The sequence below is a fragment of the Streptomyces sp. NBC_00466 genome (assembly GCF_041433995.1).
GTDB lineage: Bacteria > Actinomycetota > Actinomycetes > Streptomycetales > Streptomycetaceae > Streptomyces.
The window spans coordinates 2,157,293-2,172,501 of the sequence record NZ_CP107896.1; the positions used below are offsets into that span (position 1 = coordinate 2,157,293).

At 70.6% G+C, this 15,209-nt stretch carries 12 protein-coding genes and 2 pseudogenes; 6 read left to right on the top strand and 8 right to left on the bottom strand.

Annotation, left to right across the window (positions count from 1 at the left end):
* Window positions 1–28 precede the first annotated feature (28 nt).
* Entirely contained in the window at window positions 29–862 is an 834-nt protein-coding gene (locus tag OG210_RS09395; protein ID WP_328330573.1) for a helix-turn-helix transcriptional regulator, read from the top strand.
* Window positions 863–895: 33 nt separating this feature from the next.
* Here OG210_RS09395 and OG210_RS09400 read toward each other — a convergent pair whose 3' ends face one another.
* The 3 genes from OG210_RS09400 to OG210_RS09410 form a co-directional block, all read right to left on the bottom strand.
* Window positions 896–1,846 (bottom strand): SDR family NAD(P)-dependent oxidoreductase, encoded by a 951-nt coding sequence (locus tag OG210_RS09400; protein WP_328330571.1) that lies wholly within the window; start codon window positions 1,844–1,846, stop codon window positions 896–898.
* Between the two features lie 278 nt (window positions 1,847–2,124).
* Window positions 2,125–4,212: an alkaline phosphatase family protein gene (locus OG210_RS09405; RefSeq protein WP_328330570.1), complete on the bottom strand. Its 2,088-nt coding sequence runs from the start codon at window positions 4,210–4,212 to the stop codon at window positions 2,125–2,127.
* 525 nt (window positions 4,213–4,737) lie between these two features.
* Window positions 4,738–4,953, bottom strand: coding sequence for a hypothetical protein (locus OG210_RS09410; protein WP_371535745.1), 216 nt, complete (start codon window positions 4,951–4,953; stop codon window positions 4,738–4,740).
* 278 nt (window positions 4,954–5,231) lie between these two features.
* Between OG210_RS09410 and OG210_RS09415 the strand changes: the two are divergent.
* Together OG210_RS09415 and OG210_RS09420 are read left to right on the top strand one after the other, a co-directional pair.
* A pseudogene (locus OG210_RS09415) lies at window positions 5,232–5,639 on the top strand (TetR/AcrR family transcriptional regulator); the annotation flags it as partial.
* Between the two features lie 390 nt (window positions 5,640–6,029).
* Window positions 6,030–7,208 (top strand): PP2C family protein-serine/threonine phosphatase, encoded by a 1,179-nt coding sequence (locus OG210_RS09420; RefSeq protein WP_371540231.1) that lies wholly within the window; start codon window positions 6,030–6,032, stop codon window positions 7,206–7,208.
* 15 nt (window positions 7,209–7,223) lie between these two features.
* Here the strand turns inward: OG210_RS09420 and OG210_RS09425 are convergent.
* Window positions 7,224–8,063, bottom strand: a pseudogene (locus OG210_RS09425) (alpha/beta fold hydrolase).
* Window positions 8,064–8,230: 167 nt separating this feature from the next.
* Here OG210_RS09425 and OG210_RS09430 point away from each other — a divergent pair.
* Window positions 8,231–9,187: a helix-turn-helix domain-containing protein gene (locus OG210_RS09430; protein WP_371535748.1), complete on the top strand. Its 957-nt coding sequence runs from the start codon at window positions 8,231–8,233 to the stop codon at window positions 9,185–9,187.
* Between the two features lie 194 nt (window positions 9,188–9,381).
* The gene (locus OG210_RS09435) at window positions 9,382–10,971 is read left to right on the top strand and encodes a hypothetical protein (protein ID WP_371535751.1); all 1,590 of its coding nucleotides are present in this window, start codon (window positions 9,382–9,384) and stop codon (window positions 10,969–10,971) included.
* Window positions 10,972–11,044: 73 nt separating this feature from the next.
* Here the strand turns inward: OG210_RS09435 and OG210_RS09440 are convergent, their stop codons facing one another.
* Complete coding sequence (locus tag OG210_RS09440; protein WP_371535754.1) at window positions 11,045–11,797, bottom strand: SDR family NAD(P)-dependent oxidoreductase; 753 nt, start codon at window positions 11,795–11,797, stop codon at window positions 11,045–11,047.
* Window positions 11,798–11,849: 52 nt separating this feature from the next.
* Window positions 11,850–12,461 (bottom strand): NAD(P)H-binding protein, encoded by a 612-nt coding sequence (locus OG210_RS09445; protein WP_328330556.1) that lies wholly within the window; start codon window positions 12,459–12,461, stop codon window positions 11,850–11,852.
* A gap of 211 nt (window positions 12,462–12,672) precedes the next feature.
* On the opposite strand from OG210_RS09445, the gene OG210_RS09450 reads away from it, so the two are divergent.
* On the top strand, window positions 12,673–13,278 hold the full coding sequence (locus OG210_RS09450) for a TetR/AcrR family transcriptional regulator (RefSeq protein ID WP_371535757.1): 606 nt from the start codon (window positions 12,673–12,675) through the stop codon (window positions 13,276–13,278).
* Window positions 13,279–13,476: 198 nt separating this feature from the next.
* On the opposite strand, the gene OG210_RS09455 is transcribed toward OG210_RS09450, so the two are convergent.
* Both OG210_RS09455 and OG210_RS09460 read right to left on the bottom strand, forming a co-directional pair.
* Window positions 13,477–14,232, bottom strand: a complete 756-nt coding sequence (locus tag OG210_RS09455; protein WP_371535760.1) for a VC0807 family protein — start codon at window positions 14,230–14,232, stop codon at window positions 13,477–13,479.
* A 21-nt stretch (window positions 14,233–14,253) separates the two neighbouring features.
* Entirely contained in the window at window positions 14,254–15,207 is a 954-nt protein-coding gene (locus OG210_RS09460; protein ID WP_371535763.1) for a transcriptional regulator, read from the bottom strand.
* Between the last annotated feature and the right edge of the window lie 2 nt (window positions 15,208–15,209).

Genomic DNA, 15,209 nt, shown 5'->3' on the forward strand with positions numbered 1-15,209 from the left:
TCCGCACGGGCCGGGGCACAGTGGTGGCATGGCGACCACGGAGTTCGGACAGGCGGTGCGGCGCTGGCGCGACCGGGTATCCCCGGAGGCGGCCGGGCTGCCCGTCGGCGGCCACCGGCGCGCGGCCGGGCTGCGCCGCGAGGAGCTGGCGCTGCTGGCCGGAATCTCGGTCGACTACGTCACCCGCCTCGAACAGGGCCGGGCCGCCCACCCGTCGGTCCAGGTCGTCGAGGCCCTGGGCCGGGCACTGCGCCTCTCCGGAGCCGAGCGCGAGCATCTCTTCGGCGTCGCCGGGCTGGTACCGCCGGGGCGGGGCACGGTGCCCGCGTACATCACGCCCAGCGTCCAGCGGATGCTGGACAGGCTGACGGGCACACCTGTCGCGGTCTCCGACGCGGCGTGGACGCTGCTGCTGGCCAACCCCCTGTACACGGCGCTGATGGGCGAGTGGCAGGGCAAGGACCGCAACGCGGTGTGGCGCAACTTCCTCGGCTCGGGCACCCGCGCCCGCCACACACCGGAATCCCGGCGCGCACTGGAGATCACGCAGGTCGCCGGGTTGCGTGCGACGGCGGGCCGTTATCCGGCGGACCAGCGGCTGCGGCGCCTGATCGCGGAACTGCGCGCCGGCAGTCCCCGGTTCGCGGAACTGTGGGATTCCGGGGCCGTGGACCAGTACGAGGCCCCGCACAAGACCATCGACCACCCGCAGGTGGGCGCGCTGACGCTGGACTGCGACCTGCTCAGCGTCGCGGGCAGCGACCTGCGCATCATGGTCTACACGGCCGAGCCGGGCACCCGGGACGCCGAGAAGCTCGCGCTCCTCACGGTCCTCGGTACGCAGGTGCTGACCGGCCCGTGACCGGAAGCGGTCACCGGGCCGGCGGTCACCGGGCTACCGGAAGCCGAGCTGCGGATCGGTGCCGGTCAGCTCGGCGCAGGCGGCCCACAGGCGAGCGGCCACAGCCCGGTCGGCCATGTGCGAGGGGACTGGTTCGCTCCGCGGGGTGCCACGCAGGCCGAAGACCCTCGGTCCCCACAGCTGCCCTCCCCGCACCGCCGGATCGAGGACGGCACGTACGACAGGCCACGCTCCGGCGTCCTTCCCCTGCACCAGAAGCCCGGCGGGCAGGCCGCGCACCCGCTCACCGGGGGTCCGCACATGTACCGGCGGGCGGGACGGGGTGAGGGAGTCCAGTGCGCCGCCGGGGTGGGCCACCACACTGAGCACGGTGCTGTCGGCCGCACGCAGCCGGCGGTCGAGTTCGAAGGCGAAGGACATCTGCGCCAGCTTCGACCGGCCGTAGGTGCGCTTGGGCCGGTAGTCCCGGACCGACTGCAGATCGTCCAGGTCCAGTCGCTCGGACCGCGCCGCGAAGCTTCCCACCGTCACGACGCGGCCCGCCGGCGCCGCCGACAACAGGGGGGCCAGCCACTGGGTGAGCGCGAAGTGGCCGAGGTGGTTGGTTCCGAACATCAGCTCGTGGCCGTCCCCGGTCTCGCGGCGCGGCGGGTCGTCGAGCGCGACTCCCGCGTTGTGGACCACCGCGTCGAGATGACCGAGGTCCAGCCGGTCCACGGCGGATTTCAGGGACGCCAGGTCGGCGAGGTCCAGTTGCAGGTGCCGTACGTGCGCGCCGGGGACGCGCGAGTGGATCGAGGCCATGGCGGCGTCGGCCTTGGCGGCGTCCCGGCTGCCGAGTACCACGACGGCGCCGGTGGCGGCGAGCTGCTCGGCGACGAAGTAACCGATCCCGGCGTTGCCCCCGGTGACCAGGAAGGTCCTGCCCTCGGCAGTCGGCAGCCGGTGAACGTCCCACGGTCGGCTCTGGGAAGCGGAAGACACGGTGAAGGCTCCTTGCTCTCGGTCGGCGCTCTCGGTCGGCGCTCTCGGTCGGCGTGCTCACGGGGAGCACCGACCCGCCCAAGGTCGCACCCGCCACCGACATACCGCCGACAGATCACGGCCACCGCCGACAGCCTTCCGACATCACTCCGCCTTCCGGCACCGCTCCGCCTTCCGGCATCCCTCCGTCTTCCGGCATCCCTCCGCGGAACCGCCGGGAGGGAGCATCCGTTGCGCGCGGCCGGGCCGGCCGCGCGCGACGGATGGTCTCCGGCTGATCAGCTCTCTCTGGTCACGGCGATCCGTCCGGCGTACCGCTGCGTCCAGGTGGTGTCGGTGTCGACGGTGAGGACCACGTCGTAGTAGCCCTGCTGGGTCGGCCACATGACGTCCGTCGTCCTGCCACCGTGCACCGTGACGCTCCGGGTGCCGCCGAGGTAGTCGTTGGCGGTGAGCGTGTAGCGCACCGGCTCGGTACCGTCGTTGTGCAGCCTGAGCTTCGCCCGGGCCTCGTGCTTGGTGCCCTCGCCCCTGAGCAGGGTGGCCTGCACGCGCGGGAGGCCGCCGCCCTTCTCGGCGGCCGGTGCGACCTGGCCGGCGAAGGAGCGCACGAAGCCGTCGTTGCAGTAGATCGAGAAGGCGTACGCGCCGTCGGTGGCCGTGGTGTCCCAGGTGTACTCGCGCGGCTTGTCCGCGGTGACGGTGAACGGCGTGTTCGAGAACGCCTGGTGCTTGTCGGGGAAGACCTGGAAACTCACGGCCTTGCCCTTCGGGCCGCCGGTCAGGGTCATCGTGGCGGTGACCTTCCCCGACGCGTGATCGACCGCGACGGTCGCGTGCGGATGGAAGGTCAGCGGGCGCGGCTTCATATGGCCGGCGGTGATCGACACCGGCTGCTCGGCGAGCGGGTCCGCGAAGGTGGCCGGACCGGGCTGCGGGTGGGCGAAGTCGAGCGCGCTGGTCAGGTCGCCCGCGATCGAGCGCCGCCAGTCGCTGATGTTGGGGCAGGTGAACGGCTTGCCGAGGTGGGCAGCCCAGGTCTCCAGGAACCTGATCGTCGAGGTGTGGTCGAAGACCTCCGATGCGACGTGCCCGCCGCGGGTCCACGGCGAGACCAGCAGCATCGGCACCCGTGCGCCGAAACCGAGGGGGTAGTCGCCGGAGTACTCCCGCGCTGTGCCCGCCTCCGGCCACGGCGGCAGCACATGGTCGAACTTCCCGTCGTTCTCGTCATAGTTGAGGATGAAGAGGGTGTGGTCCCAGATGTCGGAGTTGCTCTGCAGGATGTCGAGCACCTTCTTGGTGTAGCGCTCGCCGTGCAGGGTGTCCGCGTCCGGGTGCTCGGACCAGCCGTACGGCGCCACGATCCAGGAGACCGCCGGCAGCGGGTGCTCCGCGCCCGGCTGACAGGCGTCATGGAGGTTCTTGAGCACCGCGTCGAGGTTCTCGTCGGAGTCGTCGCCCGGCGATGTCATGCCGGAGTAGTACGTGGCGTTGCCGCGCCAGATCAGCCCGGTGCCGGGCCGCAGCTTCGGGTCGTCGGCGCTCAGCCCCTCCGGGTCGAACCCCTTGAAGTACTTCAGCTCGTTGTCGCCGTAGTCGCCGACCCAGCCGCTGAAGTAACCCTGCCGCCCGTTGCCGCTGTTGTCGGAGTAGAGCCGCCAGTCGATGCCGGCCTGCTGGAGCTGCTCGGCGACCGTGATCCAGGGACGGGAGTAGTTGGACTCGTCGGTGTTGCCCGTCTCGCTGTTGGCGGTACCGCTCCACAGGTACTTCCGGTTGGGGTCGGTCGGCCCGAACTCGGAGCAGAAGTACTGGTCGGCGATGGTGTATTGCGCGGCGACCGAGTGGTAGAAGCCCATATAGGCGTCGCTGTGGTAGTTCATGCAACTGGCGCCGGAGTGCTGCACCCACATGTCCCACTTGCGATGGGTGACGTCGCCCCAGGCCCCGTGGTCGTTGCCCCAAGCGCCGTCGTCGGCCTTGGGGGTGGTGATGGTGCCGTTGTTGTCCTTCTGCTGGAAGACGCTGGTGCCGTCCTGGAACCGCAGGGCCTGCTTGTCGTTGAAGCCGCGTATGCCGGGGAACGTACCGAAGTAGTGGTCGAGGGACCGGTTCTCCTGCATCAGGATCACGACATGCTTCAGGTCGGACATCTGGCCCTTGAAGCCCCTCGGCAGGACGTATCCCGGTCCCGGCTTCGGAGCGGCGTACCCGGGGGCCGCCCCGGCGATCCCGCCGAGCGCCACCGCCCCGGCGGTGACTCCCGCGCTCTGCAGGAAACGACGGCGTGTGGTGGCGCTCGTCGTCGTGGTGCTGCCGCCGAGGTCCGACTCGGGCCTCGGGGTGACCGGATCGATGGTCATGAAGTTTCCTCACGTGGGCGCGGATGCTGGGGTGCAGGAGCTGCAGCTGCTCATCCAAGGCAGCCAACACCAACATTGCGTGAATCCCGGCTGAGCGATGGCTATCAGCGATTTGCCACGTGATCTGCCCTGAGTTCCATAGCGGCCGGTTTGGGGGTGCTCGGAGGGCGCCACGCAGAGCGTCGCGGCGGTCATCGCCGCGAGCCCGCGGGACAACACACCGCGGGCACCATGCCGCGCCGGGCCGGCCCCTCACGTTCACGAAAGCGGCCCCGCCGCCCCGGTGAAGGGGCGGCGGGGCCGCTGTTCGGAGTTCCGCTGGGAATGTCAGGTACGGGCGCGTAACGGCCCTCTGATGTGCGCGCGCCAGCACAGGTGCCGGTGTGAAGCGGCGGTCTCGGCGCCTGACGCCGGAGGCCATCCGTATGACGCCCCGGGCCTCGAAGGCCGGCGCCACGGGAGCACCGGCTTGACGACATTGCCGGTCGGAGGGCGGAGCCCCGGCACGTGCAGGCGGTTACGGCATCAGTACAGCGCCCAGAGGGAGATGCGCCCCTTGTTATCGACGCAGGTGGCGTCCTGGTAGTGCTGCTTCGCCGTGGGGATGTCCGCCTGGCACGCGGCCATGTCGGGGTACATCTCGGGACCGCCGGCGATGTCGTGCCAGCTCGCGGCCGAGGCGGAACCGGCCGCCAGCGGAATCACGACCGCGGCGGCAACGACGGTAAGGCCGTAGGTCATTCGCTTACGCCACGACTTCATACATCTCTCCTCGCGTAAAGGGCCGGGCCCGTGCCGGGCATGGCCTGTCAGGTCAACTCGTGCCCGAGAATCCCTCGGACATTCGTCAGTTCAACACACAGGCACCATGCGTCCCAAAGCCACCAGGACCCTTGTTACAAGCTCAACAAACAGGACAGGCAGACGACGCGAAAGCGGACTTGGCGCCCCTTCGCGACTTCAATGCAAAAATTCGAAAGGGTCGGTACATAAACGCCTTGACCTTGCGAGGGCGCTCAATCGAGGCGGCGTACCGCAACGAAGTGGCCCGGCTGTGCGACGCCGTCCCCGGCCTCCTTGCGGCGATGTCGCCGCCTGAGGCCCTGCGAGCCTGGACTCGCCGCTTCATCGACTACGCCACTGCCAAACTCGGCATGGCCGATGCTCTGCGAGCCGTCGTCAACTCGGGAACCAATCCCCACGCCGACAGCCACGAGATGATTCAGGCCGCCCTCTCCTCCCTCATGGACGCCAATACCGCTGCCGGAACGATCCGGTCCGACATCAGCCCGACCGACATGTTCGCCGCCCTCGCGGGTATCGCCCTCACCTCGGCCAAGCCCGAGCAGCGGGAGCAGGCCGAACGCCTCCTCGACCTCACCCTGGACGGACTGAAACGTGCGCCGTCGCGGCTCCCCGAAGACTGACGGCAGAAGCCCTGCCATCATCGAAGCTGCTGTTCAGCGCCCTGTTCCAGTAGTGCTCGCGCTGAGTCCGCGTAGCGCATCGCGGTCTTGTCGCCGAGCCCGAACACCTCGGCGAGGTGGAACGGGTCGGCGAGCCCGTGGGCCAGGGCCTCCCCTCGAACAGCGGCACCTGTCTCCAGCCGGGACCCGGCCCCCGCTGGCGCGGGCGGCGGCTTGCGAGAGGCGCCCCGCCGTCCTCCGTGTCGTCGCGGGGTTGTGCTGATGCTCGGATTGACGCTCGCCGTGGCACTACCCACTCTGGTAGGAGGGGTGCGCCAGAGAGAACGGTGTGTAGTGGATGGGCACAGTGAGGTTCCCCGGCTGCTGAAAGCCGCGGAGGCGGCGGCTCCGGTGGGGGCCGTCGATGCGGTCGCCGAGGAGCTTCTGCGGCGTTTCGGTGCCACACGGGTCTCCTTCCTCATCGTGGACCTGACCGGGAAAGCGGTGGTGCCGCTGTCCACCGCCTCCCAGGCGGAGGCCGGGGCTGGGCAGCATGCGCACAGAATCGATCTGACTGGCAGCGTCTACGAGCAGGTGGTGCGCACCCAGGAGCCGTACCGGGAGAAGACAGACCAGGGCGAGCGGGTGATCTTCCCGGTCACCAACCGCGGCGACGCCATCGGTCTGCTGGAACTCCTCCTGCCCGCCGGCCCGGCCGGACCCGGCGAGGGAGTCCTCGACGCGGTGGGCGAGGCTGCTCACGCCCTGGCCTACATCGTGATCGCCAACCAGCGCTTCACCGACCTCTACACCTGGGGCAGACGCAGCCGCCCCCTCACCCTGGCCGCAGAGATCCAGCACCAGCTGCTGCCCTCCTCGCTGACCTGCGAGGCGGCGCAGTTCGCGCTGTGCGGTGTCCTGGCGCCCTCCGAAGACATCAGCGGCGACACCTTCGACTACACCCTCGACCGCGACACCCTCCACCTGTCGGTGACCGACACGATGGGCCACCACCTTGAGGCCGCGCTCTCGGCAACGATCCTGGTGGGCGCCCTGCGCAGCGCCCGCCGCCAGGGCGCCGACCTCCTCGAACAGGCCCGGCAAGCCGACCAGGCCCTGGCCGAGCACCGTCCCCCCGGCCACGCCACCGGGCAACTGGTGCGCATCGACCTCCACACCGGGCACGCCCAGCTGGTCAACGCAGGCCACCCCTGGCCACTGCGTATGCGCGACGGCCAGGTGGAGGAGGTCACCTTGGAGGTGGACCCGCCCTTTGGACTGTCTCTGCCTGTGCCCCACTCCCACCGGGTCCAGGAGCTCGATCTGTGGCCCGGCGACCGGCTGATCATGCTCACCGACGGCATGCTGGAGCGCGGCGCGGAGAAGGTGGACCTGCCCGCCCTCGTGAAGGGCACCCGGAACCTGCACCCGAGGGAGACCGCGCTGACGCTGACCACCGCGGTCATGGATGCGGCCGGCGACCAGCTGGAAGACGACGCCACCCTGATGTGCCTGGACTGGTACGGCGCCCAGGAGACCCGGCCGCACGTCGGCTCCGGCGCGGACACCGGGCAGACCTCGCTCCAATGAGGGGCCGGGCCGCCCTCACATGTCGAGGCCGGCGACGAATCCCTCCAGCCGCGCCGCGACCTCGGCGGGGGCCTCCAGCGGCAGCAGGTGCCCGCAGCCGGGCAGGACGTCCAGGCCCGCGTGGGACGGGGCCGAGTGGGACAGGGCCGCGTGGGGCAGGTGGGGCAACAGGTGGCCGCGCAGCACGTCGGCCGGTTCGACCTTGTCGTGCTCGCCGGCCAGCACCAGGACGGGGACCTCGATCCGCCGCGCGGAGGCGGTGATGTCCGCGGCGATGCCGCGCAACGGCCACTCCCGTCGCACCGGATCCTCGGCGGCAAGACTGTCGCGCACGGTCGTGGCCCGGGCCGATCCGGCGAGGGGCAGGGCGGTCAGCACCTGGTCGAGGGCCTGCTCGACGGCGTGGGGCGAGTCGTAGGCGTGTGACAGGAACTCCCGGTACTCCGCGGTGACATGCGCCGGGGGCTGCGGCGGGCCCGGGGCCAGCAGCGCCAGGCCCACCAGCCCTTCCGGCCGCCGGGCGGCGGCGAGTTGGGCGACCTTGCCGCCCATGGAGTGGCCGACCAGGACGTAGCGCTCCAGGCCGGCGCCGCGCACCACGTCGATGAGGTCGTCGGCGAGCCGGTCGAGGTCGTACGGGCCGGGCAGCGAGCGGGAGGCGCCCCACCCGCGCTGGTCGAAGCGGACGGTCTCACGGCCGGCCGGCAGCCGGTCCACGACCGCCTCCTAGGTCGCCGCCGATCCGCCCCAGTAGTGCACCAGGACAAGGGCCGGTCCGCGCTTCCCCTGTCGGTGCAGCCGGATCCGCCCTCCCGCGACGGGGACGGTATCCGGGTAGGTTGTGGTTTCGGTCATCTCGGTACTCTCCGTAGGTCGAAGCAAGTCGCACGTCAGGTGTGTCGCCGCACGGCCTCGCACATGCCGGAAGCCGCGCCAGAGGCCGTACGGCAAGGGAATCTGCTCTGCCTTGAACGCTACGGGCGGCGATCAGCCGGGGCACGGTGGAAAGGAGCGCGGTTCTTGTGGATAACGGACAGCCGCACGCCGCGGTCCGGCAGCTGCGTTACGCCCCGGCCCCCGGCGCGGGCCTCGGCGTGGAGGTGCTGGGCTTCGAGCAGCTGCGGCGGATGGACCCCGAGCGCCGCCGGACCCGGCCGCAGCGCCCCGACTTCCATGTCCTCGCTCTGGTCCGGTCCGGGGAGGGCCGGCATACGGCGGACTTCTCCGACCACCTCCTGCGGCCGGGCAGCGTGGTGTGGATCCGCCCCGGCACGGTGCACCGGTGGACCGACATCGACCGGGTCGACGGGCCACTGATCCTCTTCGAACCGGACTTCCTGGCCACACCGGACACCCTGACCGCACCGGCCGTCCTGTCCCCACCGGCCGTCCCGTCACCACCGGACGTCCTGACGGCACCAGGCCCCGCCCCCCACACCGCTGCGGACCCGTTCGGGTCCATGACGTGGCAGCTGGACGGCCGGCCTCGTGAGCTGGCTGTCCTGGCCGCGGACCACCTCGCCGCCGAGTACACCGCGGCCCTCGCCCACCCGGCCGCCGCCTCACCGCAGTTGCTGGCCCACCTGCTCGCTGCCCTGGTGCTGCGGGCCCTCCCCGCCGAACCGGCCCCTGCGCCCGCCGGCCGGAGCCGCGATCACGAGGTGTTCCGTCACTACCGCGCGGCGGTGGAGCGGGACTTCGCCGTCCACCACGACGTCGAGCACTACGCCCGGGCCCTCGGCTACGACCGGCGCACCCTCACCCGCGCCACCCGCGCCGCCACCGGCCTGGGCGCCAAGCAGTTCCTCGACCGGCGCATCCTGCTGGAGACCCAGCGGCTGCTCGCCCACACCGGCCTGCCCGCCGCCCGCTGCGCCGAGCGCGTCGGCTTCACCGACGCCGCGAACTTCACCGCCTTCTTCCAGCGCCAGACCGGCCTGCCGCCGAACCGCTGGCGCAGCACCCGCAGCGGCCGCTGATCCCGGCCCGGACGGGCTCGGATACTCCGGTGCCTCCACGCCGGTCCGTGCCCAGTCCCTCCCCCGCCCTCCCCATGGAATCAACCACAACGTCTTCCGTGCCATCCGCGAAGAGTTTCCCGGCTGTGCCCCTTCCGTTAGTCGTGCCTGGCTACTTTTCACTCGCCCCGGTCCGGCACAGGAGAGGTACGTCCATGAGCACCCCGGTCCACCACCCCTCAACTCGTCAGTCCGTGGCTGCCCTGACGTCGAACCGGCAGCGCCAGGACCGGAGTCGGGCCGGGAGTCCGTCCAGGAATTCGGCGGAACGCGCCCTCATGGAGATCCAGTCCAGCGCCGGAAACCGAGCGGCGACCGCGGCGGTGCAGCGCGCCAGGGGCACAGCGAAGGAAAAGGCCACGGCGAAGGAAAAGGCGCCGGCGAACGGCAAGGCGCCCGCCGCACGGAAGAGATATCGCGACCGGATCGCCGCGGCCCTCGACAAGCTCAAAAAGAATCTCGAATTCATCGACACCTTCGTCAAGGGCGTCCAGGTCCCCGCCAACGCGGGGTTCTCCCAGCAGGCCTCCGCCACAGTCAACGACGGTCTCAAACACTCCGCCGCCTCATCCGGGACCGCCGCCGCGTCGGAGAACTTCGTCACGGAGAGCGCCGGTGCCGTCCTCAGCGGTATGGAGGCGGCCAAGGCCAGGAAGGACGCCCGGAAGTACAAGAGCGGGGCCGCCTTCCACGCAGCGGACAAGAAGTCCAACTCCAAAACGGGCGACGCGATCGTCAGCGCCGCCAGCGCGGGAAACTACGCCCTCGGTTTCGCCAAGGAGCTGACCAAAGCCGAGAAGGCGGCGCACGCCATGACAGCGGGCGAGGTGAGCGGTATCGGCTCCAGTGCCATCGGCGCGGTGAAGGGCGCCCGTGCGGCGGGCCGCTTCGGCCTGACGGCCCGCAAATACCGTGCTCTGAAAGAGCTCGGAAAGCCCGACCGCACCGACGAGGGGGCGCTGACCCGGCTGAACCAGGCCCGGCAGGAGGCCGAATGGGCCGCGGACGAGGCATACGTCGCTCTGGACGCCCAATGGGACCACGAGGGCGAGGACCGGCTGGAGCGCGTTTCCGAGGCCATCGACGCGGCCTGGGCAGCGATGGGCGCGGCCCGTGACGCGGCCGGAGACGTCCGGCGCGCCGAAGACATGAACACGATGAACACGGTGCACACGTACGCGCTCGGCAAGCAGCGCAACAAGATGGGCAAGCAGGCTTTCACCGCCGTGGGCGAGTCCACCAAGGCCGCGGGCGGCATCGTGACGGCGGTCGCCGCCACCGCGGGAGGAGCCGGACTGGCGAGCAACCCGGTCGGCTGGGGCCTCGCGGCGGGTGCGGCCGGCCTCATCCTCGGCGTCACCGCCTACAAGGCAGGGCGCGCGGGCATGAAGCGCTACGAGGGGGCCCGCCACCCCGAACGCTGGTCAGCGGATGAGACCCCGGCGGAGCCGGCCTCCCGCGAGGACGCGTTGAAGGAAGCCCTGAAGTTCTGGAAGAAGGTGCAGAACGGTGAACGCCAGGCCATGGCGCGAAAACTGTACGGACTGGCGGCGGGCGCGGACATCAACGGGAGCGGCGGGACAACGGCCGACATGCGGGACTCGGCCCGAGCCCTGCTCATCGCTCTCAAAGCAGGGCCCACCAACCACCGGCTGACCCCGGACGAGTGGGCGGACTCCCTCAACGACCCGGCGAAGAGCGCCGCTTGGGTCAAGGAGATAGCAGAACAGCTGTCCTCGGCCTGAGCCCGTCGTGGAAGACCGGCGCGGGGTGACGGCACTCATCGGTCACCTTCCCTGCCCGCGTCCGTGACCTCCTTCACGCCCGTCGTCCGCCGTCCACCGACATCGCGATCCCGGTGACGTACGAGGCGGCGTCCGAGCACAGCCAGACCGTGGCCGCGGCCGCTTCCTCCGGCGTGGCCATGCGGCCCAGCGGGGTGATCGCCTCCTGTATCGCGATCAGGTCGGTGCCGGCCGCCACCCGCTCGAACCCGGGCGTGCGGGTCGGGCCGGGGCAGACCGCGTTGACGCGAACACCACGCGGCGCGTAGTCCACCGCGGCGGCCTTGGTCAGGCCGACCACACCGTGCTTGGCGGCGACGTAGGCAGGGGCGGTGGGTATCGCGTACAGACCGCCGTTGGACGCGACGTTGACGATCGCGCCGCCGCCGCGGCTTTCCAGTGCGGGCAGTTCGTGCTTCATGCACAGGAAGGTCCCGCCCATGTTGACGTGGGTCACCCGCTCGAACTCCGCCAGGCTCATCCGGTCCAGCTGCCGGTGGTGGGAGTCCAAACCGGCGTTGTTCACGGCGAAGTCGAGACCGCCGTACGTCTCGGCTGTGCGCTCCACGGCCGTGCGTACCGCGTCCTCGTCGACGATGTCGACGCGCAGCACCAACGCCTCCCCGCCGTCCTTCCTGATCATCTCGGCGGTCACGGCCGCAGTGGCCTCGTCGATGTCGGTAACGGCGACGGCGGCGCCTTGGCGGGCCAGCTCGATCGCCGCCGCACGGCCGATTCCGCTGCCGGCACCCGTCACGAGTCCGGCCTTACCGGTGAAGTTGCTCACGATGATCCTCCGAGTTGTGTGTGGTGGGGTGGAGGGGCTGCCGGGGCGGTGGTCAGGTGAGGGGCACGACGATGCCGTTTCCGTGCCCGCCCTTCTCCGCCTCGTCCAGCAGCAGCGATGCCAGCGTCGTCCGGGAGATCCGGGGCGGCAGCAGCGGACGCCGCAGGCCGGCCAGCGGTACGACGCTGCGGGTCGGGCTGAGAGGCCCGTCGGTGACGTCCGGGGCGTGGAAGACCGTGGCACCGGCCTCCAGTGCGATCTGGTCGGCCTCGGCCTTCTCCGCCAGTTCCGATCCGACGAACATCCGCATCACACCTGCGTAGATGAGTCCGCCCGACCGGCTGGAGACACCCGAGCCCAGCGCCCCCAGCCACACCGTGCGGACGTTCGCCGCGGCCAGCCGCCTGGCCCCGGCGACCAGTGCGCCCGGGCCGTCACCCTTGCTGATGCCGATGGCCGAGACGACCACGTCCACGTCGCTCAGGGCGGGAAAGCTGCTCCGGGTGGTGACGTCCGCCTGCCGGACCTCCACGTGCCGGGGCGCGGGCACGGTCATCTTCGCCGGCGTGCGGACCAGGGCCACGACCTCATGACCGCGCTCCAGCGCCTGGCCGACGAGTGTGCCGCCGGTGCGGCCCGACGCTCCGAGTACGGCGATACGCATGACTTTCCGCCCCTCTCACTGAACAAGTGTTGGTGAGTTGAGTAAACAACCGTTGGTTAGCGGTGTCAAGGCGGGGATCCCTGTAAGGTGAACACGTGTTTTTTCGCTGTTCACCCTGGTAGGAAGGGGGGCGAAGGTGTCGCCTCAGGAGGGGTCCGCTCCTCGCCGCCGTAATCCGCGGGGGCAGGGGCAGGTACTCAAAGCCCAGCTCGTGGACGCCGCAGCCAAGCTGCTGGCCACCCTCGACCAGCCCGAGACGCTCACCCTCCGGCAGGTCGCCCGCGAGGTCGGAGTGGCACCGGCCAGCATCTACAGCCACTTCACCGACCTGAGCGCACTGATCCAGCACGTCCTGCGGCTGCGCTACCAGGAACTGGCCCGGCTGATGGACGAAGCCGCACAAGCCGCCGACCCCACCCCCCTGGCCGACCTCACCGCCCGCTGCGCCGCCTATGTCCACTGGGGTGTCGATCAGCCGGGCCACTACCGCACCCTCTTCGGCGGCCGTATGCCCGCCGACCTCGTCTCCGGATCGGCCCACGGCGCGGGCGCCGAACCGCTCGCAGCCGTCGCAGCCTCCCTTGCAGCCGCCGCGGCCCCGGAGCACAACCAGCCCACGGCGGAACGGCAAGCGCAGGCCGGCCTCATGCTCTGGACCGCCCTGCACGGCCTCGTCAGCCTCTACAACGACCACGGCACGATGCCCTGGCCACCCCTGAACGACCTGATCACCGACGTGGTCAGCCTGCACACGGGCCGGCCGGAAGCCGAGATCGCGAGCCTCCTCCCACACGGTTCATCCCGGCCCGGGGCATGACCCCGATACGCACGCTTCTGGAGCTCTTCGCCGCCTGGCACATCGACGGAAAGTTCAGGGGGACCGCTCCCGGGCACGACCGGGTCCACGCCGCCGGCAGCCGACAGCACCGCCGAGGGCGGGCCCGATCGTCCATGTCAGCACGTCGGCCGGGCAGCGCGCCTCAAGGAGCGGAGTCCCCAGTACCGGGGAGTTCTCTCACCTCGTGTTCCGAGTTTTCGGCCCGTTCGAGGCTCCGGCAGGGGCCTGCGACGGGATCGGGGCAGACGGCGTGAGGTTGGCTGACGCCACCACGCGGCGCATGTAGCGAGCGGTCCCACCGGCGAGGATCATCGCGATGACCGGTTCGACCAGCGACGTGACAGTGGCCGCCAGCGTGACCGGGAGGGTGTAGGCGCAGACGACGCACGCCACGGCCGCGATCAGGAACCCGAGCGCCCAGACAGCTGTGACCAACCGCATGGCCCGCAGGGCCGACGGGCGACGGAAGACCTCGTCGAAGCGTGTCGCCGTCTCGGGCCGGGCATGGGCGGTGACATAGCGAGAGAGCACCAGGATGGCCGGGCTGCGGGTAGGCACGGAGGCGGCCACCACCAACGCGAGCGCGAGGTAGATGAAGCCACCACGTGCGATTACCGCACGGGCGTCATCGGTGACCAGGGCAAGGACTACCGAGACCACGAGGAAGATCAGGATCAGGCCGGAGATCGCGTTGAAGGAACGCCCGCGCAGCCGGTCCACGATGAGCCGCACCAGGGGGACGACCGACCCGGCGCTGTAGGCGATGACGTCGCCGGCCCCGAGCGCGCGAAGCACGAAGAAGATCAGCAGGGGTGGGCCCGCGTCGAAGACGACGGTGAGGAGCATGGAGCGCAGGGCGCGACGGGCCCCGCCGGAGTCGCTTGCACCGGCATCCGGGGTAGCGGCATCCGACGCTGAGGGGGAGGTGTGCATGGTCTCGTCCTTGATGGGGGATCAGGAAGGGAGTGCGGACAGCGGGCCGTGTGCCTCGGCCACGAGGTCTTGGAGCACAGGGACCGCGATGTCGTCGGCGGCGACGACCACGACCGACGCGAGGTGGCGTCCGACCGAGAACCAGGCGACGGCCGTGGAGGGCGCCCCGTCTTCGGCGGCGGGGAGCAGGTAACCGCGGGCGCCCGGCACACCGGGCAGATCTACGGTGGGTGCGCTCATCACCGCGAGGATCGCCTCGCAGTCCGACGCGCCCGCGAGCTCGACCACCACGACGTGAGCCATGACGTCACCGTCCCGTTCACGTCTGTTGACGTGCCAGGTGGTGATCCATCCGCCCCGCAGGCCGTGGCTCATCATCATCAGCCGCTGTTCGCGTTGCTCGAAGCCGAAATCTGCGTAGCCGTCAGGGAATTGGTACCGGGCGCTGATGGGCCCGGACGCGACCGGATCCGTGCGCTGTCCGGCGATGACCGGGGCGGTGGGCATCAGGGCCGAGTGGTCGGCGCTGTCCGCTGACGCGTCGGCGCCGGATCCGTCGGCCACCGTTTCATTCCCCGTGTCGTCGCCGGCGAGCAGGGCGGCGAAGACGATGGCCATGGCGGCGGTGGGGTCCTCTCCGCCGGAGCCGGTCCCGGTTGCCCGGGTCTCGTGCGATGCCGAGGCGAGCAGCTTGGCCAGCAGTTCCTGTTCCTCCCGGAACGCGTCGGCGCCGGCCTCGGTCATCCGGACCCAGGTCCGGGGCCGACGGTTCTCGAAGACCTTCTCGGTCTCGATGTAGTCGTGTTGCTCCAGGACGCCGAGGTGGCGGCTCAGCCCGCCGTCGCTCTGCCCCAGAGCGTCACGCAGCTGCGAGAAGGTGCATGGTCCTCGCCGGTCGAGGACCGCCAGGACTCCCAGGCGTACCCGCTGGTGAACCACTTCGCGCAACCCTGCCCCAGGTTCCTGCTCGACCATCG

Coding starts and splice junctions, on each gene's coding strand:
- OG210_RS09395 (WP_328330573.1), top strand. CDS start 29: ATGGCGACCACGGAGTTCGGACAGGCGGTGCGGCGCTGGCGCGACCGG.
- OG210_RS09405 (WP_328330570.1), bottom strand. CDS start 4,212: ATGACCATCGATCCGGTCACCCCGAGGCCCGAGTCGGACCTCGGCGGC.
- OG210_RS09410 (WP_371535745.1), bottom strand. CDS start 4,953: ATGACCTACGGCCTTACCGTCGTTGCCGCCGCGGTCGTGATTCCGCTG.
- OG210_RS09435 (WP_371535751.1), top strand. CDS start 9,382: ATGAGCACCCCGGTCCACCACCCCTCAACTCGTCAGTCCGTGGCTGCC.
- OG210_RS09445 (WP_328330556.1), bottom strand. CDS start 12,461: ATGCGTATCGCCGTACTCGGAGCGTCGGGCCGCACCGGCGGCACACTC.
- OG210_RS09455 (WP_371535760.1), bottom strand. CDS start 14,232: ATGCACACCTCCCCCTCAGCGTCGGATGCCGCTACCCCGGATGCCGGT.
- OG210_RS09460 (WP_371535763.1), bottom strand. CDS start 15,207: ATGGTCGAGCAGGAACCTGGGGCAGGGTTGCGCGAAGTGGTTCACCAG.